This window comes from Spirobacillus cienkowskii, assembly GCF_037081835.1.
GTDB classification, from domain to species: Bacteria; Bdellovibrionota_B; Oligoflexia; order Silvanigrellales; family Silvanigrellaceae; genus Silvanigrella; species Silvanigrella cienkowskii.
Genome location: NZ_CP146516.1, coordinates 2,589,593 through 2,610,760, shown reverse-complemented (window position 1 = coordinate 2,610,760; position 21,168 = coordinate 2,589,593). Strand labels below are relative to the sequence as shown.

Here is a 21,168-nt window from a genome sequence, read left to right as displayed (position 1 = left end):
TAGACAGATGCATAAACTATCATTGAAAATTCCGTCTAACGAAATGATTATTAACCCTAGGGAGATTGATGCTGAATGGCTAAAATATTCAGAATCTGTTAAAAAAATACCTAAAAATATTGATATTCCAATGGTTATTAATGGAAAAAATGTTTTTTCAAATGCAAAAATTAAAAACTTAAATCCTTCTAATGGTGAAATACTTGGTAGTTATCAACAAGCGGATAGTTCTCATTCGCAATTAGCAATAGAAGCTGCGCTGAGTGCAAAAGAACAATGGTCGCGTTTAAGTCCAGAAACAAGAATTCAAAAATTTAGAGATTTAGAAAATGTTTTGCTAAAATGGAAGTATGAGCTTTGTGCTGTATCTAGCGTAGAATGTGGTTATAACGCCTATGAAACATACGTTGAATGGGCAGAGCTTATGGATTTTGTAAGATTTAATAATTATTTTTATGCAGAATTACTTGCAGAACAATTGGGTGATGGTTGGGGAGAGACCAACCAATTAAAATTGCGACCATTGAAAGGCTTTACCTGTGCTGTAACTCCATTTAATTTTCCACAGGCAATTGGTTATCACTTACCTCTTGTTATGGCGTTAACAGGGAATACTGTGGTTTGGAAACCATCTGAAGATGCGGTGATGAGCGGCTTTATGTTGATGTTGGCACTTGAAGAAGCGGGTTTTCCACCTGGAGTTATTAATATGATTACAGGAGAAGGAAAGCTTTGTTTGCCTTCAATTCTAACCCATCCAGAGCTGACTGCATTAAATTTTACAGGCAGTTTTTTAACTGCCAGAGCATTTGGCAATTATTTATTTAATACAGAGTACTCGAGAAACAATTTTCCACGCTTTATTGCAGAAACTGGTGGAAAAGATTTTTTAGTTGCTGATAGTGATCTTGATTTTGTTGAAACCGCTAGATGTATTGTGCAAGGCGCTTTTGGGAGAAGTGGTCAAAAGTGTTCTGCTAATAGTGTTGTATTAGTGGATGAAATGGCTTGGTCAGGGCTTAAAACTGCATTATTAAATGAAGCTAATTCTTTAGTTATCAGTAATTCTATTGATAGAAAATGTGATGTTGGACCCGTTATCAATGAAAGACAATTTAATAAAATAACTGGATATATTGATAGAGCAAAAAAAGATAAAAATTGTAAAATTATTTGTGGCGGTAATTACGATAAGTCAAATGGATACTATGTATATCCAACTATTATTGAAATTTATGCAGATAAACATGAATTATTATCGGAAGAAATTTTTGGTCCCGTAGTGGCTGTTAGAACTTATAAAAAATTTGAAGATGTATTATCAATAATTTCTCAACATAATTATAGATTAACAGGTAGTGTTGTGAGTCGAAATGAATATTTTTTAGAAAAATCGGTGCCTTTATTGAGTCAATTAGCAGGTAATTTTTATGTTAATAGAAAAACGACAGGAGCAATTGTTAACATGCAGCCTTTTGGTGGCGATGGAGCTAGCGGGACAAATGGTAAAGCAGGCGGAAAATGGTATCTACTAAATTTTATTTCTCAAGGTACTATTACAAGAAGAAATACTTTTACAACAACATCTTCTGTATTTGAAAAAATGAAATAATAAATAACGATTAAATTTTACCAACTGTACTTTTTATTGCTTTGTTAATGACTTCTATAGTTTCTTCTTCGATATTTTTTGAGCATAAAAAGTATCTTTTATTCCCTTCTGGCATATCACTAATAAATCTATAGCTTAAGTTTTTTGTAATTGATTTGTATTGATTTTCTAAATATTCATATTCAGTTAAAGAAATAAGCATGTAATCTGATCGAGACATTTCAATTTGTTTTAGCATTCCTGCATTGTCAAGATATGTTATAAAAAGATTATTAAACAATGATTCGTTGTTATAGTTATCGTTTCTGTCATAATTTTTAAATTTTTGAAGGATATCGTCAACATAAGCGCCATATGAATAACCTCTTTTAACTAAAAATGAAACGGGTTCGTTTTTAAGTAGGTCTTTAATTGATTTATTATTTTTAAATCTTTTATCTTTTTTTCTAAACACTATTACGTTTCTTTTTTCTTTGTAATATGGATTGCTATAATTTCCAAATTCTTTTCTTGCAGCATCAAAAAGCGCGTAGGATATACAAACACGTTCTTTTTTTTCTTTCATTTTAGTAATTGTTCTGGGTAAAGGTGTTTCAATAAATTCTACATTGATTTTTGTTTTATCGAGAATTCTTTTACTAAGTTTATATAGTATTCCTGATTCAATTTTATTTGTGCTAAGATTATTTTCAAAGAAAGGAGGTCTATGTTGATAGTCAATATAAATGAGCTCTGTTGATATAGCATTGAAATGTAAAAATAAACTAGCTAATAATATAGTTAATAATTTCATAATGTACTCTCCATCATTTATTTTTTATACTAAAGTACTCAATAAAAAAATCTTTCTTAAAAGACAATGCGCTTTCTATTTTTGGAATATAACCTTTTTTTAAATAAATATACTGCATGTATTTTAATGTAGTGGCAATGTATTTTTTATTTATCTTGTTTTTTTCAATGTACGATACAACCTCTGACGAGTTGATGAATAGAGACTTTTGTTTAGATTTAATATTTATAAATTTATAAAGAGTTTCACTAAGTAAGCTATCTTTTATAAATATGGATAAATTGGTCAATACACCATAAGAAATATTTTTACAAATTTCATTAATTATATAAATTTTTTCAAAAAAAATAAAATCTATTAGTTCAACATCAGTTTTTTCTGGAAAAAATTCTTTTATATATATGCATTTAAAAAAAAGTAGACATATTTTTTTATCATCAATACTAATCGGCCAAGAATCTATTACATTAATAAAATCATCTTTATGATTTTTTTTAACTTCATATTTAAATAATAAAGTTTTAAAAAAATTAAAAAAATTAAATTGGGTGCCAATTTTTATTTTTTCTAATGATAACTTATTATCATTATTGTTAGATTTTACTAAAAAATTAAAACTATTATTTAAATAAAATAAATTTTTTATTTCAAACATATTATGAATGTTATCTATAAAGTAAAAAAATCGACCAATTTTTACTTTTTGAAATTCAAGTAAAATTCTTTCTTTACTCAAATGAACAATTTCTTTTATTTCCTTTTTAGCTGCCTGTAAGGATTCCTTAGAAATGTTAAAATTGAGATTTGCTGCAAATCTAATCATTCTAAGTATTCTAAGAACATCTTCTTGAAATCTATCGTTAGGATTACCAACGCATTGAATGATTTTGTTTTTAATATCATTTATTCCATTATGTGGATCAATAATTAATTTTTTTATAGGATCATAGTATAAAGAATTTATAGTAAAATCTCTTCTATTTGAGTCTTCTAAAAATGTTCCTTTAGATATATTTTCGGGTTTTCTTTTATTTATATATTTCCCTTCCTTTCTAAAACTTGTCACTTCAAATTGTAAATTATTTAAATTTACAAGGCAAACACCGAATGCTTCGCCAACAAATTTTGAGCTTTTAAAAATTTTATGAACATCATTTGGGTTGGCTGATGTTGCAATGTCGAGATCTTTAGGCACAACATTTGGTCTGATATATAGGTCTCTGATTGCTCCTCCAACAATATATGCGTCAAATTTATTTTTTTGAAGAATTGCACATATTTGTTTAGCAGCTATATAAATTTTTGATTTACGTACGCTTGAGTAAGGAGAAAATTTCTTATTTTTAAAAATAACTTTATGTTTCACTGATTTTCCGTTATGCAAGGTGATTGGCTATGATGCCTGCTTTTACCCTATTTTTCGCCGTAGTGATAATTTAAGGATTTCAGCATCTTAAACATTTTCTAGCATATTTTAAAAGATAGAAACAGGATCATAATAAAATGACTCTCAGAACTTACACTCGATTGGTTGCCTTAGTAGGACGTCCTAACGTTGGGAAAAGCTCTTTGTTCAACCGTATAATACGTCAGAGAAAAAGTTTAGTACATGACGAACCAGGGGTTACAAGGGATCGCATTTTTGGCAGAGCAGAACACAATGGAGAAAGTTTTTATTTGTGTGATACGGGAGGGTTTGAGCCAACTTCTAGAGATAACATTAAAATTCAGTTGGTTGAGCAAGCTGAAATGGCCATTGAAGAAGCTGAAACAGTTATTTTTGTGGTTGATGGCCGCGAAGGAATTCATCCAATTGATAATGAACTTATTAAAAGGTTAAGAAAGTCAGAAAAAAATTTCGTTGTTTGCGTTAACAAATGTGATTTGCCAAAAGATGATATTTTTATGGAAGAGTTTAGAAAACTTGGAGTGCAAAAGATTTTTCCTGTAAGCGCTGAACATAATAGAGGAATTAGCGATCTTTTGGACGCTGCAACAGAAATATTTTCAAACTATCCTAAAGATAAAAGCGAAGATCCTGCTAACCCACCAATTAAACTCTCCATTATTGGTCGTCCAAATGTAGGCAAATCGTCTATTTTAAATCGATTGGTAGGAGAAGCTCGTTCTATAGTTGATGAAAGACCGGGAACAACTCGTGATGCTGTTGATGTTCTTATTAAATATCATGGCAGACAGTTAAAAGTTATAGATACTGCAGGAATTCGAAGAAAGAGCCGAATGGCCGATAAGCTCGAAAAATTTTCTGCTTTTAGAAGTGTGGCTTGTTTAGAAGACGCTGATGTGTCTATTTTAGTAATTAATGCTGAAGATGGCGCAACAGATGGCGATGCCCGTGTTGCTGGCTTTGCATTTGAACTTCGCAAGCCAATTTTAATTGTAGTGAACAAATGGGATCTGATTAAAGATAAAACCTCAAAAACAGTTGCAGAATTTACTGAAAAACTTCATTTAGATTTAAAGTATTTGCGCTATGCACCAATAGTTTTTGTCAGTGCACTCGAAAATTTGCGCGTGAGTAAATTAATACCAATGTGCCTTGATTTGTATGATCAAAGTGCAAAAAGAAATTCTACATCGCAAGTTAACAATGTATTAAAAGAAATTTTATTAAAGCACACACCACCTTTAATTAAAAATAAATCTAAAAGAGTTAAGTTTTTTTATGCAACACAAGTGGGCGTGAATCCCCCTCGTTTTATAATTTTTTGTTCTCATCCTAAAGATTTACACTTTAGTTATAAACGTTACGTTGAAAATTCATTTCGTGAAGCGTTTGGTTATAAGGATATTCCAGTTTCTATTATTTTTAGAGAAAGAACCCGTTCTCCGCTTGATGAAAATGGTGAGCGTAATAAAAAATCTACAGGCGCGCGTTTTCACAAAGATCGCAATTATGATGATGACATTCGTTCTGTGTCTTTTGATGATTTAAAGCAATTGGATGCTTCTGATATTGAATTTTATGATGATGATTCTGAGGAATAATGTTTTATGCCCGATGGATTAAAATCATCGTTAAAAATGCATGCTGGGCGTTATCAGCATTTATATCGGTTGTGGAATTTAGCTTTTGCAGGTAATGAACTTGCGCAAATGGATAAATGGCTAGCAAAAGAATTAGCACAAAACACAAAGTTTGGTAGCCGTGATAGGCGTTGGTATAGTGAGTATTTTTTTGCGGGTTTACGCCATAGTTATTTTGCTTTGTTTTGTGAAGAATTTTTTGAAAATAAAATACCTCTTTCAGAGTTAAGTGTCTTTATTATAAATTTTAAATTAAAATTTAGTAATTTAAATTCTGTGTTAGAAAATTTGCGTTCAGTTAATAAAGAAAAATTTTTTGTTTGGATATTTTTACGTTATTTATACAAAAAAGAACAAAATTTTTTTGATGAAAATTATTTTAATTTGAACATTGAAGATTATTCAATTAGAAAAAATATTTTTGAATCTTTAATAAACTACTTTACTTCTAATAAAGAACTACAAAATCAGTGTTTGTTTTATAGTATTCCTTTTTATTTTTTAGAATTACTACAAGAAAGAATTCTTTTTTCTAATTGGGATAGAAAAACACAAGATTATTTTTTTAATTATTTAGATACTCGTCCACCTGTTTGGCTTAGACTTAATAATTTAAAGAATTTAAATAGAGTTGAGCAAGGTCTTGTTAAAAAAAATTATTTATTTGAAATAAAGAATAAAAATTCTATAAAAATTTTTTCTGAGAAAATAAATTTTTCTGAATTAGATTCTTACCGATTGGGTGATTTTGAGGTGCAAGATTATGCAAGCCAGCTAATTGGACAGCATGTAAACGTGAAATTAGGACAAAAAGTTTGGGATGCTTGCGCCGGTGGCGGTGGTAAAACAATTCAAATCGCTAGTTTGCTCAATAACACTGGGATAATTTATGCTTCTGACATTCGAGAGTACAAATTAAATGAAATTAAACAACGTGCGCGTAAAGCTAATTTTTTTAATGTTCGTACTGTCTATTGGGATGGAATGGAGCCGCCGCAATTTGCACCAGAAATTCATGCAAATGGTGGTTTTGATTGGGTGCTTGTGGATGCTCCGTGTTCTTCTTTGGGCACGTTAAGAAGAAGTCCTGATGTTAAATACAAAGTGTCTCTTAAAAATTTACAGACATTTCATGATCTTCAAGTTAAAATATTATCAAGTGCAAGCAAAGCGGTAAAAAAAGGTGCGCATCTTGTTTATGCGACATGTAGTTGGACTTGCCTTGAAAATGAAGCTGTAGTTGAGCAGTTTTTAAAAGATCACTTAGAATTTAAATTGGTTGAACAAAAGATGTTGGGATCTCCTCATGAAAATGCAGATATTATGTTTGTTGCGGTGTTAACACATCGTCATGCCGCCATCGACAGCTAACGTTTGCCCTGTAACATATGCTCCCGCTGGACTTGCTAAAAATACGGCGGCACTTGCAATTTCTAGAGGGTCACCAATTTTTGCTGCTGGTATGGAGTCAATAATTTTGTTGGTAACAGCAGTGTCTAAGGCGTTTGTCATATCGGTAGAAATATAACCGGGAGCAATTGCATTCACTTGAACATTTCGTGATGCCAATTCTCGTGCGAGAGATTTTGTTAAACCGATGACTCCTGCTTTGCTAGCTGCATAAGCGGATTGTCCTGCATTCCCAGTAAGACCAATAACCGATGATATATTTATAATTTTTCCAGATCTCTTTTTCATCATGCCCATAGTTACTGCTTTAGAGCAGTTGAATGCTCCCTTTAGGTTTGTATCTAACGTTTGATCCCATTCGTCTTCTTTAAATTTTACAAATAAATTATCTTTTGAAATACCTGCGTTATTAACAAGGATATCAATGCTGCCGTGTTCTTTTTCAAGCGCTTTCATTGTTTCTTGCACAAGTGCGTGATCGGAAACGTCGAATTTAACACATGTTGCCATGCCCCCATTATTTTTAATTTCGGTGACAACCTCCTCAGCGGCTTGAGAATTACCGGCATAATTTACGATTACCTTTGCACCCAGCGCGCCAAAAGCGATTGAAATTGCACGACCAATTCCCCTAGAGCCACCTGTTACAAGTGCAATTTTTCCTGTTAGTAAATTTTGGGTGTAGATATTGCAAATATTTTTAGCAACATCTGCATAAATAATTTGTTTTTTTTCTGTGATTTCCATATTTTCCTCTGTCAAAACAAGAAATAAGGCCACTAATCATGCTTTCGCAAAGCTAGCATGAAAATTTTTTTGCGTAAATATGCTTTGAAGTCTTGTCATTCGGCAACATATGCTATATGTACACTGACGTGTGCTCATGTGGCGGAATAGGTAGACGCACAGGACTTAAAATCCTGTATCCGCAAGGGTGTACCAGTTCGATTCTGGTCATGAGCACCATTTCTTTTATCTCTCCAGATATTTCAATCCTTCTTGTTTTTCTAGTAAATAATCAGTAATATTCATAAGAGAATGTTTTTTTTAATATTTATTTTTATTTAAAAATAAATATTAAATTATAAATATATAACATTTATGTGAGATTAACACATGCTAAATAAAAAAAGAAAAATTTTAAAATTTGTAACTGTAATTTTTATATTTGTAGTCTGTTATTTAGTAATACGTTATTTTTATTTCAAAGATAGAAATAAGTATGAACCACTTTTATGGCAAGGTTTTTTTGATTACCGTTTAAATTTTAGGGACGTTGCGCAAAGTTTAAATCAATGTATGGGAAAAGATCTCTTTCAAACAGGCTTGATTTACAGATCAAATAAATATTTTTCTGGATGGAGTTGCGATAAAATTAATAATCCTCAAAAAATTTATTCTTTAAATTTTAGCCCTTGGAATCCGCACTCTTATTTTTGTGAAAGATCGGATGGGACAAAGTTATATGGATATTACCCAAATACAACATTTGAAATTTCAGATATCGAAAAAGTTGAAAAATGGAAAGACCCTTTATTTAAGGAAACAATGTGTGTTTTTTTTACAGAAACTTTGCATGATTTAATACAAAAAAATTCTTTTTTATATCATTGTGATGTTGGTCGCGATAGAACTGGAGCTTTTACCGCAATGATTTCGATGATGATGGCAGAACAAAAAAAATTACCTAGTGATGAAGTCATTAATGCGATAGAATGTGATTTTCAGAAAACCAGTGCTCTAGAAAAAGAGCAATTTGGAAGAATGAAAAAATTTATGTTAGAAATGAAAGAAAAGGGTGGTGTGTCAAAATTTATTGAAAATGCATGTGAAATAAAAAAAGAGACAATCGCTCAAGCTGCAGAGCAGTTTATTAAAAACAACTAATTGTCTATGTTATTTTTTTGGAGAAGTAAAAAAATGGAAAAAGTAGTGATTATTGGTTCTGGTCCTTCTGGTTTAACATCTGCAATTTATTGTGCGCGTGCAGCGCTTTCTCCTGTGGTAATTAGCGGAATGCAACCGGGTGGTCAGCTCACAACAACAAGTATTATTGAAAACTGGCCCGGTCATGAGGATGGTATTGATGGAAATAAATTGATGGAAGAAATGCGCAAGCAAGCAATTAAGGTTGGTGCAAGAGTAGAAACAGGAACTGTTACAAAAATAGAAAAAACAAATCGAAATTCGTTTATTGTTAAAAGAGAATATGAACCAGAAATAGAAGCAAAAGTGGTTATTGTTGCTACTGGTGCTTCGGCAATCACATTGCCATTACCAAATAAAGAAAAGTTAATGGGCTATGGCTTATCAACATGTGCTGTGTGTGATGGATTTTTTTATCGTAATAAAAAAGTTGCTGTCGTTGGTGGCGGTGATAGTGCAATGGAAGAGTCTATGTATCTTTCTAAATTAGCCAATGAAGTGATTTTAATTCATAGAAGCGATAAATTTCGTGCAAGCAAAGCGATGCAAGATCGTGTGATTGCAAATCCTAAAATTAAAGTGATTTATAATACAAGCGTGATTGACACTCTTTCTGATTCTCAGGGTTTAACTGGAATAGTGGTGCAAGATAAAGATGGTAAGAAAGATAATATTAAAGTTGATGGACTGTTTATGGCAATAGGACATCATCCCAATACAGATTTTGTAAAAGGGTTGGTTGAAATGGATGAAAAAGGTTATATTTTAACCAAAAATGGTACCTACACAAATATTCAAGGAATTTTTGCTGCCGGAGATGTTGAAGATAAATTATACCGTCAAGCAATTACAGCAGCTGGCAGAGGATGCCAAGCGGCACTTCAAGCAGAGCGTTACCTTGAAGGTGTTGAGCATTAATTAATATTTGTTTTAAATAAATAATTAATTTTTTTTATTAAAATTAAAATACTGATAGCAAATTGAGGGAAATAATTATTGAAAATTATTTCCCTCAATTTAATTATATAATTTCATTTGTTATAATTCTTGAAAAAATAGTTATTATGGATTTTTAAAGTTTTATTAAAATAATCTCTATACGAAATCATTATAGATTACCAATAATTTATTTTAAAACTCTTTACAAAATAAATTATTTATTTATATTTGGATTAAATTTGATATAAGAAATTTTATAATCATAATTTTTTATATTTTAAAAAATTGCAAAATAATTTTTTGAAAGGTGATATTATGCGGTATCAAAAATTTCTTCCTTTGTTGTTTTTCTTTGCGCTTATCACAACAGGAATTGAGACAGATGTTTCGCTTGCAAGTTTTCCGCAAATTTCAAAGCATTTTTCTGTTTCTGAAGGCGTGGTGCAATTAACGATTGCCTATAATTTTTTAGGATTTTGTATTGGCGCGCTCATTTATGGTCCTCTTTCTGATTGTTATGGCAGACGTAAAATTATGATTTTGGGAAATGCTCTGATGCTGATAGGAGCATTGGGTTGCATTATCACACCTTCCATAGAGTTTTTACTTGCCGCTCGTTTTATTCAAGGTATTGGTGCCAGTGCATCAATAGTTTTGGTGTTTGCAATGATAGCAGAAGTTTATCCATTTGATAAAGCAATGAAATTGATAGCCCTAATGAATGCAGGCATGTCGTCGTCAATGGCTTTGGCACCAATTTTAGGTGGGTTCATTAATGACGCATTTGCTTGGCGGGGTAATTATTCGTTTGTTGGTATTTTGTGTTTTGTAAATTTAGCATTGATCTGTTTATTTATGCCAGAAACAAAAAAAGAACTTGATAGTAAAATTAGTGTTACAAAAATTTTAGCTGATTATAAGCAACTATTTTTAAATCTTAAGTTTATTTGTGCGTCTTTAATTCCAAGTTTACTGTGTGCTTCTTACATGGTATTTGTTGCATCAAGTTCATTTTTATATATGGGAACTTTTTCTTTAAGTACAATGGAGTATGTAACGCACCAAGCAATTGTGGTTGCGTCGTTTGCTGTAACAAGTTTATTTACAAATAAATTAATTCAAATTTTGGGTCCTATTCAAATAGTAAGACTTGGTGTTTTTCTTTGCGTTTTAGGTTCGATTATATTTATGGGAATAAGTAATCATTCAGCATTTTCCGCTTATTTCATGACGGCTTTTATTAGTTTATTTTGTGTAGGTTTTGCAATTTGTTATCCAGTAATTTTTTCAGAATCACTTTCTATATTTCCAAATTTAAGAGGCACAACTTCTTCGTTTAATATGAGTGTGCGTTCTTTATTGGTATTTTTATTTACAGGATTATCAAGTTTATTCTATAACCAACAAGCATTTACGGTTTCTGTAGTAATTTTTTGTGGTGTCGGTATTAGTTTGTTATTTTATTTGATATCGATCCGTTTTAAAAAGAATATCGCACAAGAAGTTAGCTAATTTTTGTTTAAAAAATAATTTCTGCTTATAAGAAAGCTTATAATTGAAAAACTATTTTTCTGTCTCATTTATTTTGTTACTAGCAATTTTTGTAGAATCACTTTCTTTTATCGGGGTTTTTTGGACGTTAATTTGCTTTGGTGAAAGTAAATTAAGTATAGGTTTGTGTATAGGTATTTCTTCTATTATACCTTATATATTGCAATTTATTATTAAAGAAGTTAGAGATTATTTTGCAAATAATATAAAAACAATTATGTTGTTGCTTTCATGTTTTGGAGCGGTTTTTTCCTTTGCCTTGTTTTTTGATTATATTTCAAATAATACAGTTTATATATATGTGTTAATATGTTTATATTCTTTATTGTTTTATTTAACTAACCAAGTTGTCGAAATGCTTATTTCATTTAAAGTTATCGATAAAGAAATTACTGAAATCAATGCATCGCGAATTTTGCAAGTCTCTTTAACTGTGGGCAGTTGTTTGGGTGGATTTTGCGCAGGTGTTATTATTGATTACTATAAATTAAAAGGTGTGAGCGTAGTTGCTTTATTAGGTTATTTTGTATTATTTATTTTGTGTTTAAAATATTTAGAAAATATTAAATATCAAAAGAATGAATCTGAAAAAAATTATTGTTTAGATTATAATAAAGAAAATTTAAACAATAATAATAAAAAACTATGGTTTTCTTATATTGACATCTCAATTCTTGCTTTTGCGACAACGAGCTTTAATTTTTTGCTACCAATATTAGTGCAATCAGAAAAAAATTGGAGCGCTACAGTATTTGGTATTGCAGATTCTGCTGCTGCAATAGGCGCTTTTTTAGCAATACTCCTAACTGGTTTTATTTTGGTAAAAAATAATTCTCAATATTTTTTTACAATGCTGTTTACAGTTTGTGGTTTAGCTATTTGTTATTTGTCTAATGTTTTTGTTTTAATTTTGATTTCTTTATTATGGGGATTATCAATGAATTTATTGAGAATTCAAAAAAGAAGTATTTTTTTTGAGCTTAATCAAAATTCTCAAGAAGTCACTATTTGGACTAGTCGATTGGTCGTTGGGCGGATGATGATTGAGGCAATTTCTCCTATATTAATAGGAATTTTTTGTTTTTATTTGCTACCATCACAAATTTTCTTAGTGTTTTCTATGTTTATTACTTTATCTTTAATAATAACTATGTTTATTAAGGATAATATTATTAAAAAAGCAAAAAATATTCCAAAATTTAAGGAAATATAAAATGAATATTGTAGTTTTAACATTACATAACCCTTTTGACTTTGATTTTAATAATTGGCTTTCAAATAAAGAGCATAATATTTTTTTATTTCTTGATAAACACTCTATAACATGTAGCGAAACCGAATTTTATAATTATTCGCAAAATTTTAAAAAAGTGATGCATTTTGATAATTATATTAATAATGGTTTAATAGAATACGAAATATTACAAATTCATAATGATTTTAAAGTAGATTGTATTATGTCTTTTGGTGAGGATGATATTTTAAGGGCAAGTCGTTTGCGTAAAAAACTTAATATTTTTGGTGCCGAAGAAAAATTTGAAATTTATTTTCGTGACAAAGTAAAAATGAAAGAGCATGCAGTTAATTGTAATATTGCAACTCCCAAATTTAGCGCATTAAATACTCCTTTAGACTTAATTAATTTTTATCAAGAAATAAATGCACCAATTTTTGTGAAACCAAGAAGCGCATCAGGCTCTGTATTTACAAAAAAAATTAGCAACGAAGAAGATTTAAAAGCGTGTTTAAGTCAAAATTTTGCGGCAAGAATTCCTTTTTCTGAATATTATTCTGATTCTATGGTTGAAGAATATATTGATGCAGAAATGTATCATATTGATGGTTTAATAGTTGACTCTGAGCTTATGGTTGCTTGGCCTTCAAAGTATTTATCAAAAAATTTAGATTTAACGAGTATTCAAAATCAGCTTTCTGTTGGAAGCGCAATGCTCGATAACAATAATCCTTTAACAGAACCTTTATTAAATTTTGCAAAAAAAATTATTAAAAATTTTCCTTTTTATAAGCACTCGACATTTCATATAGAAGTTTTTGTGACCAGTAGTCATGATATTAAACTTTGCGAAGTTGCAGCAAGAACTGGAGGAGGAAAAATAAATTTAATGTTTAAAGCAGCCTTTGGGTGTGATTTAAACAAACTTTTATTTAACTTGCATCTTGCTGCAGCAAAAAATGATGCATGCGAAATTAAAAACATAAAAAGCGAATTGGCATGTTTAAAAGAGCCAAAAAATTTTGCAGGATTTTTTTTAATTAATCCAATTTGTGGAACATTTTTAAGTGGTGCACAAAATTGTAAATTTGAATTTGTTGCAGATTATCGCTTAACTGCAAAAGCTGGGCAAAAATTTAATGGCCGTGAGTATAGTGGAGACAATATGGGATACGCAGTATGCGTAGGAAGTAATGAACAGATTTTAAATAATAATATTAGGCAAACGGTTGATTGGGTATATAGTAATATTAGGTATGAATAATTTTCCTCACAACCTAATTTCTAACAAACTTTTTCTTGCATTGATGTTTGTGAATTCTGGGGTTATGGAAAGAATATAGTAGTTATCGTGTTCATAGCAAACTTTAATTGCACTCATTGAGCTTATGTTTTTATCAATTTTAATATAATTTTTCCTTTTTAATACAATAAATAACCTTAAATAAATTTCTGTTATGCCTTTTGAATGGTAGTTTTCCGATATTTTGTATAAATTTTTTATTTGTCTTTGTTTGATGTATTTTTTTATTCCAACTTCAGTAAAAATTTCGTTTATGGATGAACAGCTATAAATACAATTGGTTTTTATTTCTGCAATACACATTTTGTAATTCTTATTATTTGATTTATGAATGTAAATACGATCAATTTCTCCGCCATGAATGCGCAGATTTTTTTCGTGGACAGACCAATTTTGGCTTTGCATCCAGCAGTCCACTTGCTGTTCTCCCCAGAATCCAAGAATTTTTTTATAATTAGAATCCTTAGTGTTTTTCACAAAAGCTCCTTTTATAATTTGTGAGCGTCAAAAAATTTGGTTTTACAGTGTCTTGGAAAGTTTTTTTGCTGGCTTTAACTAATTGAACATGTGAAAAAAAATTTGATTTGATTTTAGACGCATTACGTTATACCCAGGTTGCTTATTGTTTAATCTTCTAAAGGGCGACACCCTTTGAGCTGAGGCAATATCATACGCCCATCAGTAAGTTGGAGATACTTTGTATCTAATGGATGATAATCAAATGATCAATGAACCAAAAAATCTAACAAAGCCGCTTCACGACAAGGTTTTATTTGACTTACGCGAAGTACTCGTCAATTTAAAAGAAAAGGATGTAAAAAATCCTGGTGTTATGAGTATGCGAGTGCGCAACTGGCTTTTTCTAATAGAGGAAGGGCAACCTGTTGTTGATATCATCGTAGATAAAGGCTACTCTTTTGCGGATGTAAAAGCAGATATTGTGCCGCGTCATGCTGAAACTTCTCTTAGTTTTGATGAGTGCATGGAGTACCACGAGTACCTACTTTCAACGAATGTTCTTGACTCTTTTGCAGATGAGGTCAATGTTCGCGTAGGAACGCCGGGTTCAGAGCCTACCCTTCATGATGTCGAAGATTTTGAGGCAACCGTTGGAGACGTTGTAAGAGTCGAAACTTGGGAAAAAATTGAAGGCAGATGTAAATATACTATGGTTTTAAATGAAATTTGTGATAATAAAGGGCTTAAAGTCATAGTGCTTGCTGAGGGCGCTCAGCGGTTTGAAATATTACTTGATAATATTAAAGCTGCATTTGCTCTTCCTTATCATCCGCTGTCGAAGTCTTTAAAAATGGCAAAAGATGCGGCAAGACAAAAGGCTCGTAGAGGGGCGTTTAAAAAATTAAAATAGGACGGGTCTTTAATCCAAGACTCATGAAATTTTTGACTTGTTTTCTGAGGTGCATTGAATGCAAATAGATTTGAAGCGTGTAATCGAAACAGTTGGTAAAGAAAAAAATATTGATTGTCAATTATTAGTTGGCGCATTAAGGGAAGCCGTTCTAACTGCGGCACGCAAGCATTTTGGTGATTGTGTGTTTGAAACACGTTTCAATGAGGAAACAGAGGAAATTGAGCTAATTCGCTATAGAACCGTTGTCGCAGATAACGATCTCAATAATACAAGTAAGCAAATTCCAGCTTCTGAAGCTCTTGCTATGGATGAATCCTTGCAAGTAGGCGATGAAATTGGTGAACAGCTGCCTACAGAACAACTTGGGCGTATTGCAGCGCAAGCAGCAAAGCAATCTATCGTACAAAAAGTGATGGAAGCTGAAAAAGAAAAAGTTGTTCGCGAATTTCGTGATAAAAAGCATCAAATTGTTGTTGGGCAGGTGCGTCGCTTTGATAAGGCTGATATTATTGTAGATTTGGGTCCTACAGAGGGCGTATTGCCTGTGCGTGAGCAGATTCCTGGTGAAAAATACAAAATCCGCGACAAAGTGATTGCGTTTGTGGTTGATGTAAAAAAATCAACCCGTGGTCCGCAGGTTATGTTAAGTCGTGCGCATCCAGAGCTTCTTATTCGTTTATTTGAGCAAGAAGTGACAGAAATTTCTGAAGGAATTGTTGTTATTCAAAGTGCAGCACGTGATCCTGGTAGTCGTTCAAAAATCGCTGTCTATAGTACTGAACCCTCTATTGACCCTGTAGGGGCTTGTGTGGGTATTAAAGGTGCTCGCGTCCAAGCAATTGTACAAGAATTAAGAGGCGAAAAAATAGATATTATACCGTATGATAGAGATCCTGCTCGATTTGTGTGCAACGCATTGGCTCCATCTGAGCCTTCTAAGGTGATTGTAAACGAACGCTTGCATATTATGGAAGTCGTTGTGCCTGATGAACATCTCTCTTTAGCAATTGGTAAAAGAGGACAAAATGTGCGCCTCGCAGCTCAGTTAACGGGTTGGAAAGTGGATATCCGTTCTGAGTCCAAAATGCGTGAATTGGTTCAGGAATACAAAAATGTGATTGCACAAATTCCTGCATTGGGCGAAATGCGCGCAGAAATTTTAGTTAACGAAGGCTATAAAGATCCTGCAGATATCTCGCGTATGGATCCTCGTAGTTTGATGAAGCTGTTGCGTTTAACACAAGAAGAAGCAGAGCAAGTTATTCAGGGTGCAACAGATTTGGCCGCATCGCAAGCTTCTAGCAATTTGGAAGAAAATTCAGAAGAGGATTTGGATGAATTTCACTTGGGTGAACCAATTCTTGATGAAGATGTCACAGAGTCAGAAGAGGCTGAGGCGGCAATTGATGATATTGTTGCAAAAACTCGTCCGCAACCACTTCTTGATCCTGAAAAAGTTGACGTAAAATCTGTGCCAGTAGATCGTTTACGCTATTGGATGCAGTTAAGAGGTGTGGCAGAGCAAATTGCCGCTGTTATTCATACCGCAGGGTTTACGGATTTTAATTCTGTTGCAAGCTCTAATGTGGACGAAATTGCTTATAAAACAGGGTTACCTGTAAAACTTTCTGGAAAATTACATGCTGAAACTGCCAAGATTATTGGAAACTGAAACTGAAAACCAACTGTTGTTTCTTACTTTGCAAAAATCTTTTCAGATTTTTTCTACAAGTGGTATTGTAAAAGTTCCATATGTTGAATTGAGTGAGAAGTTGATTCAAGCACTTGCCTTTGCGCGTCGCTGCGGTACTCTCCGGGGTGGTTTGGAAAGTATTGAAACATTTTTACAAACTGAAGAAGCAGGGCTTGTGGCTTTACGCTCAAAGCAGGGCTTAAAGGTTCCCAACCGCATATCTAGAATTCTTATTTTTTCTAACGACGGGAGCGAGCGTTTTTATAAGCAATGTGAATCAGTGCTTGTAAAGTATAGTGGAAGAATTCTTGGGTTGAGAGTGAATGTAGACTCAAAAACTTTTGGAAAAATGTTTTTTGGTAGTGAAAAAGCTGTCAAAGCTGTATTAGTGAGTCGTAAAGACGCTGTTGTAAAAGTTTTGTCTGCAATTATTTCTAATAATTAGAGATAATTGATTAATTAATTTTGTTACTATGTCATAGACAATTGGCATGATTATAATTGGGAGCTTTATTTGATGAGTCGCATTAGAGTACTTGATCTGGCTAAAGAGTTGGGAATTGAGACCAAGGCTGCCATTATTAAGCTCCAAGAACTCGGTATTCAAGTCAAAAATCATTTTAACGCAATATCAGAAACAGAAGCAGCTAAATTGCGGGCATTTCATCGTTCTGGAAAAAATCCAGAAAAAGAAGCAGCACAAAAAGCCGCAGCCAGTAAGCTAATTATCCGTCGAAAAGTAGAAGCTTCGTCTGATGTTGCTGATAGTAATGTAAAAACAACAAGTCAGCCGCAAGATGTTGATGTTCAAAAGAAAATAGTATCCGTTGTGAAAAAAACATCTTCAACAGAAACTGTTGCTCAATTTAAAGACACTACAGACACACATCAAGCTATAAATGAAGAAGGCTTAGATGCTGTGGATAATGTAAAAGATGGAGTAAATTCCAATATAAAACTTACTGAAAGTTCAGTCAATAACAAACAAATTTTTAAAGCTTCTGTTCACGCAGGAGACCAATCAATAACCCAAGATATTAGAGAGACAAAAGTTGCGTCTAATCAGACTCAAGACGAGCATTCGGTGCAAGAAGTTGGTAGAACCGTCAGTGCAACCGCTCAAAAGCCTTCCGAAGTCAGTGCGACAGCGATGCTCTCTCAAGAGAGTAACGAGAATAATACCGTGCAAACCACCACCAATGTTCCAAGTTCTTCTAGTCCAAACTCTGCACAAATTGTTCGTGCAGCTTCAGCGTCAGGCGCTTCTCAACAAACTTCGCGTCCAGGGTCTTCTCCTAAGACTGAAGGCGGTGCAATTATTGTGAGAAAAGCAGATAATGTTTCAGCAGCACAAAACACTGCTAGACCTCAAAGCTATACGACAGCAAGTTTCAGTACTCAAAATACGTACCGTAAGGATGATGGAGGCTATTCAAAACGAGATTCTTTTGGAGGGAAGCCTTCGCAGGGCGGACAAAATGGAGGAATGCGTGATTCTCGCTATGCGCAACCAGGCGCAACAGGAAGAGATACGCAAAATCGTTCTGGTGCCGTAGGTTCATCTCCTCGTGGCTTTGGTGGAGGGCGTGATAGCTCTTCGGGTCAAGGTCAGGCATCGTTTCGTACGGGTGGTTTTGCTCGTCCTGGTGGTCAAACTGGTGCAACAAATGGTACAGAAAGAGCGCCTTATTCTGCACGTGCAGGTGGTGCTTCAGGTGCGACAACAAGTCGTCCTTTTGTCATGGGAGCGGATGTTCCTGCAGCTCCAGTTAAAGATGTTCCATCTCGCTTGAAAGATCGTGACAAAGATAAAGATCGTGAAAAGCGTAGAATTATAGACGAAGAAGACGCTCGTCGTAACCGTGCTAAAAGCGCAAGACGTTTAGAAGAAAACGAAGAAGATGTTGATATTTATGGTGAGGGTGACGAGCAGGTTGTTGCTGTTCGTACAATGATCCCTAATCGCAAAAAAACGTCTCAGGCATTTAAGAAAAAAGAAGTTAAAAAACAAGAAATCGCAAATCCAACAAAAGCGTCTAAAAAAATTGTACGTATTGATGAGCATATTACCGTTAACGATCTTGCTGGTGAATTAAGTCAAAAAGCAAGTGCAGTAATAAAAGTATTAATGAAGTTAGGTATGTCTGCAACAATTAATCAGCAGTTAGATTTTGATACAGCTACGTTTGTTGCACAAGAATTTGGGTTTGAAACGCAAAGTACCAGCGTGTCAATTGGAGATATCTTATCTCGTAAGACTAACAAACTCGATAATGAAAATACTGTTCCTCGTCCGCCTATAGTTACAATTATGGGTCACGTTGATCATGGAAAAACATCATTACTCGATGCGATTCGTTCTGCTAATGTAGCAGCCAAGGAAGCTGGTGGTATTACTCAGCATATTGGTGCGTACCAAATTGACTACAAAGGACAAAAATTAACATTTTTAGACACTCCTGGTCACGAAGCATTTACAGCCATGCGTGCTCGAGGCGCTCAAGTGACAGACATTGTTGTGTTGGTTGTTGCTGCTGATGATGGTGTGATGCCTCAAACGAGTGAAGCAATTTCTCACGCAAAAGCAGCTGGAGTTCCAATTATTGTTGCAATTAATAAGATAGATAAGCCAGGAGCAAATCTAGATAGAATTAACCGTGAGCTTTCTGAGCAAGGAGTTTTGCCGGAAGAATGGGGTGGAGATTCTATGTTTGCACAAGTTTCTGCGAAAACACACCAAGGTTTAAACGAACTTATTGAAGCAATTTTATTGCAAGCCGAAGTTTTAGACTTGAAGGCTACTAAAGACACTCTTGCCGAAGGCATTGTTATTGAAGCAAAACTTGATAAAGCTAGAGGTCCTGTTGCAACGCTTATTGTAACCAAAGGAACATTAAAACAACAAGACTTTATTGTTGTTGGAACCTGTATGGGTCGTGTTCGTGCAATGAATGATGCTAACGGAAATAAAATTATCACAGCAGAGCCCTCAACGCCTGTTGAAATTATTGGCTTAGACGATGTTCCTGCTGCAGGAGATCAATTTAATTGCGTTGTGAATGACGCAATTGCAAAAGAAGCCGTTGCTTACCGTATTGAAAAGCAGCGTCAAAAAGATTTAGCGTCTCACCGTTCAACTTCGATGGACGATTTGTTTGCTTTGATGGCTGGTGCCGAAGATAAGGCAAAAGAAGTTGCTATTATTATTAAGGCTGATACTCATGGCTCTTCTGAAGCAATACGTACTTCTATTCAAAAGCTTGATACTCCAAAGGTTAAAAATAAAATTTTACATGCAGCTGTGGGTGGTATTACCGAAACAGATGTGATTTTGGCTAAAGCATCGAATGCATTGATTGTTGGATTTAATGTTCGCCCAGACCGGGTTGCAGCACAAGTTGCAGAGCAAAGTGGAATTAAAATTCAATGTTTTAGTATAATTTATGAGCTTATTGAATCTGTACAAGCTGCAATGGTTGGTACTTTAGCTCCAATTAAGCAAGATAAAATTATTGGTCATGCTGAGGTTAGAAATACATTTTCTGTACCTAAAGTGGGAGTTATTGCTGGAAGCATGATTTCTGATGGCAAGGTTGTAAGAAACTCTCATGTTCGTATTGTGCGCGATGGAGTCGTCATTTACACGGGGCGTATTGGTTCGCTTAAACGCTTTAAAGATGATGCAAAAGAAGTAACGCAAGGTTTTGAGTGCGGTATTGGCGTTGAAAACTATAACGACATTAAGGTTGGAGATATCCTTGAGGCTTTTGTTGTTGAAGAAATTGCAGCAACATTGAATTAAGGAAACAACTATGGCTACAAAACGCATGCTTCAGCTTGCAGAACAAATTCGTGAGCATATTGCGCTAATGCTTGTACGTGGTGAAATTGCAGATCCACGTGTTCGTCAAGTGACATTGAACTCTGTAAAAATGTCACCAGACTTACAAGTTGCAAAAATCTATTTTTCAGTTTTTGGTGATGCGCCGCAACGTAAGGAAGCTGAAAAAGCTCTCAAAAATGCGGCTGGTTTTATTCGACGTGAGCTTGGTAAGGTGTTGCTTGTTCGCTATATTCCAGCATTGGCATTTTATTATGATGATAGTGTTGAGCATGCTGTACGTATTGGTGCTTTAATTTCTAAAGTCAGTGATGAGATACGAGTTGATGAAGCCAATCGAAGCAATCAGGTTGAAACAGAAACCGAAAAATTAGAAGAACATAAAAATAAGCAGCAGCACAAATAAAGTTATGAGACAAATATATATATTTTGGTAAAAGGCCCCA

17 protein-coding genes and 1 tRNA gene are annotated in these 21,168 nt (G+C 33.4%); 14 read left to right on the top strand and 4 right to left on the bottom strand.

The genetic code is table 11. The features are described from left to right. The first annotated feature begins 7 nt into the window (after positions 1–7). Entirely contained in the window at positions 8–1,612 is a 1,605-nt protein-coding gene (locus tag Spiro2_RS11740; protein WP_338636022.1) for an aldehyde dehydrogenase family protein, read from the top strand. Positions 1,613–1,622: 10 nt separating this feature from the next. On the opposite strand, the gene Spiro2_RS11735 is transcribed toward Spiro2_RS11740, so the two are convergent. Both Spiro2_RS11735 and Spiro2_RS11730 read right to left on the bottom strand, forming a co-directional pair. Beyond that, on the bottom strand, positions 1,623–2,405 hold the full coding sequence (locus tag Spiro2_RS11735; protein ID WP_338636021.1) for a substrate-binding periplasmic protein: 783 nt from the start codon (positions 2,403–2,405) through the stop codon (positions 1,623–1,625). 13 nt (positions 2,406–2,418) lie between these two features. Then, on the bottom strand, positions 2,419–3,771 hold the full coding sequence (locus Spiro2_RS11730; protein WP_338636020.1) for a CCA tRNA nucleotidyltransferase: 1,353 nt from the start codon (positions 3,769–3,771) through the stop codon (positions 2,419–2,421). A 137-nt stretch (positions 3,772–3,908) separates the two neighbouring features. On the opposite strand from Spiro2_RS11730, the gene der reads away from it, so the two are divergent. Together der and Spiro2_RS11720 are read left to right on the top strand one after the other, a co-directional pair. After that, a complete protein-coding gene (der, locus tag Spiro2_RS11725; protein WP_338636019.1) occupies positions 3,909–5,414 on the top strand; it encodes a ribosome biogenesis GTPase Der in 1,506 nt (501 codons plus the stop codon). 6 nt (positions 5,415–5,420) lie between these two features. Continuing rightward, positions 5,421–6,824 carry an RsmB/NOP family class I SAM-dependent RNA methyltransferase gene (locus tag Spiro2_RS11720; RefSeq protein WP_338636018.1) on the top strand — a complete coding sequence of 468 codons (1,404 nt, stop codon included), beginning with the start codon at positions 5,421–5,423 and terminating at the stop codon, positions 6,822–6,824. Here Spiro2_RS11720 and fabG read toward each other — a convergent pair. Next, positions 6,792–7,610, bottom strand: a complete 819-nt coding sequence (fabG, locus tag Spiro2_RS11715; protein WP_338636017.1) for a 3-oxoacyl-[acyl-carrier-protein] reductase — start codon at positions 7,608–7,610, stop codon at positions 6,792–6,794. The two genes, Spiro2_RS11720 and fabG, sit on opposite strands and share 33 nt — an antisense overlap. A gap of 132 nt (positions 7,611–7,742) precedes the next feature. On the opposite strand from fabG, the gene Spiro2_RS11710 reads away from it, so the two are divergent. The 6 genes from Spiro2_RS11710 (at position 7,743) to Spiro2_RS11685 (ending at position 13,777) form a co-directional block, all read left to right on the top strand. Next, positions 7,743–7,829 (top strand) — tRNA-Leu (locus tag Spiro2_RS11710). 150 nt (positions 7,830–7,979) lie between these two features. After that, positions 7,980–8,750: a tyrosine-protein phosphatase gene (locus Spiro2_RS11705; RefSeq protein ID WP_338636016.1), complete on the top strand. Its 771-nt coding sequence runs from the start codon at positions 7,980–7,982 to the stop codon at positions 8,748–8,750. A gap of 33 nt (positions 8,751–8,783) precedes the next feature. Beyond that, positions 8,784–9,707 (top strand): thioredoxin-disulfide reductase, encoded by a 924-nt coding sequence (gene trxB, locus Spiro2_RS11700; RefSeq protein ID WP_338636015.1) that lies wholly within the window; start codon positions 8,784–8,786, stop codon positions 9,705–9,707. 336 nt (positions 9,708–10,043) lie between these two features. Then, a complete protein-coding gene (locus Spiro2_RS11695) occupies positions 10,044–11,240 on the top strand; it encodes a multidrug effflux MFS transporter (RefSeq protein WP_338636014.1) in 1,197 nt (398 codons plus the stop codon). Positions 11,241–11,283: 43 nt separating this feature from the next. Next, a complete protein-coding gene (locus Spiro2_RS11690; protein WP_338636013.1) occupies positions 11,284–12,492 on the top strand; it encodes a hypothetical protein in 1,209 nt (402 codons plus the stop codon). A gap of 1 nt (position 12,493) precedes the next feature. Continuing rightward, positions 12,494–13,777: an ATP-grasp domain-containing protein gene (locus Spiro2_RS11685; RefSeq protein WP_338636012.1), complete on the top strand. Its 1,284-nt coding sequence runs from the start codon at positions 12,494–12,496 to the stop codon at positions 13,775–13,777. Between the two features lie 6 nt (positions 13,778–13,783). Here the strand turns inward: Spiro2_RS11685 and Spiro2_RS11680 are convergent, their stop codons facing one another. Beyond that, positions 13,784–14,293: a YraN family protein gene (locus Spiro2_RS11680; protein WP_338636011.1), complete on the bottom strand. Its 510-nt coding sequence runs from the start codon at positions 14,291–14,293 to the stop codon at positions 13,784–13,786. Between the two features lie 229 nt (positions 14,294–14,522). Between Spiro2_RS11680 and Spiro2_RS11675 the strand changes: the two genes are divergently transcribed. The 5 genes from Spiro2_RS11675 to rbfA all read left to right on the top strand — a co-directional run bounded on the left by Spiro2_RS11675 (position 14,523) and on the right by rbfA (position 21,128). Then, positions 14,523–15,185 carry a hypothetical protein gene (locus Spiro2_RS11675; protein WP_338636010.1) on the top strand — a complete coding sequence of 221 codons (663 nt, stop codon included), beginning with the start codon at positions 14,523–14,525 and terminating at the stop codon, positions 15,183–15,185. A gap of 58 nt (positions 15,186–15,243) precedes the next feature. After that, positions 15,244–16,860, top strand: a complete 1,617-nt coding sequence (gene nusA, locus Spiro2_RS11670) for a transcription termination factor NusA (protein ID WP_338636009.1) — start codon at positions 15,244–15,246, stop codon at positions 16,858–16,860. Beyond that, entirely contained in the window at positions 16,829–17,326 is a 498-nt protein-coding gene (locus tag Spiro2_RS11665) for a hypothetical protein (RefSeq protein WP_338636008.1), read from the top strand. Before nusA ends, Spiro2_RS11665 begins: the two co-directional genes overlap by 32 nt. Positions 17,327–17,398: 72 nt before the next feature. Next, positions 17,399–20,683, top strand: coding sequence for a translation initiation factor IF-2 (gene infB, locus Spiro2_RS11660; protein WP_338636007.1), 3,285 nt, complete (start codon positions 17,399–17,401; stop codon positions 20,681–20,683). 10 nt (positions 20,684–20,693) lie between these two features. Continuing rightward, positions 20,694–21,128 (top strand): 30S ribosome-binding factor RbfA, encoded by a 435-nt coding sequence (gene rbfA / locus Spiro2_RS11655; RefSeq protein ID WP_338636006.1) that lies wholly within the window; start codon positions 20,694–20,696, stop codon positions 21,126–21,128. Positions 21,129–21,168 lie beyond the last annotated feature (40 nt).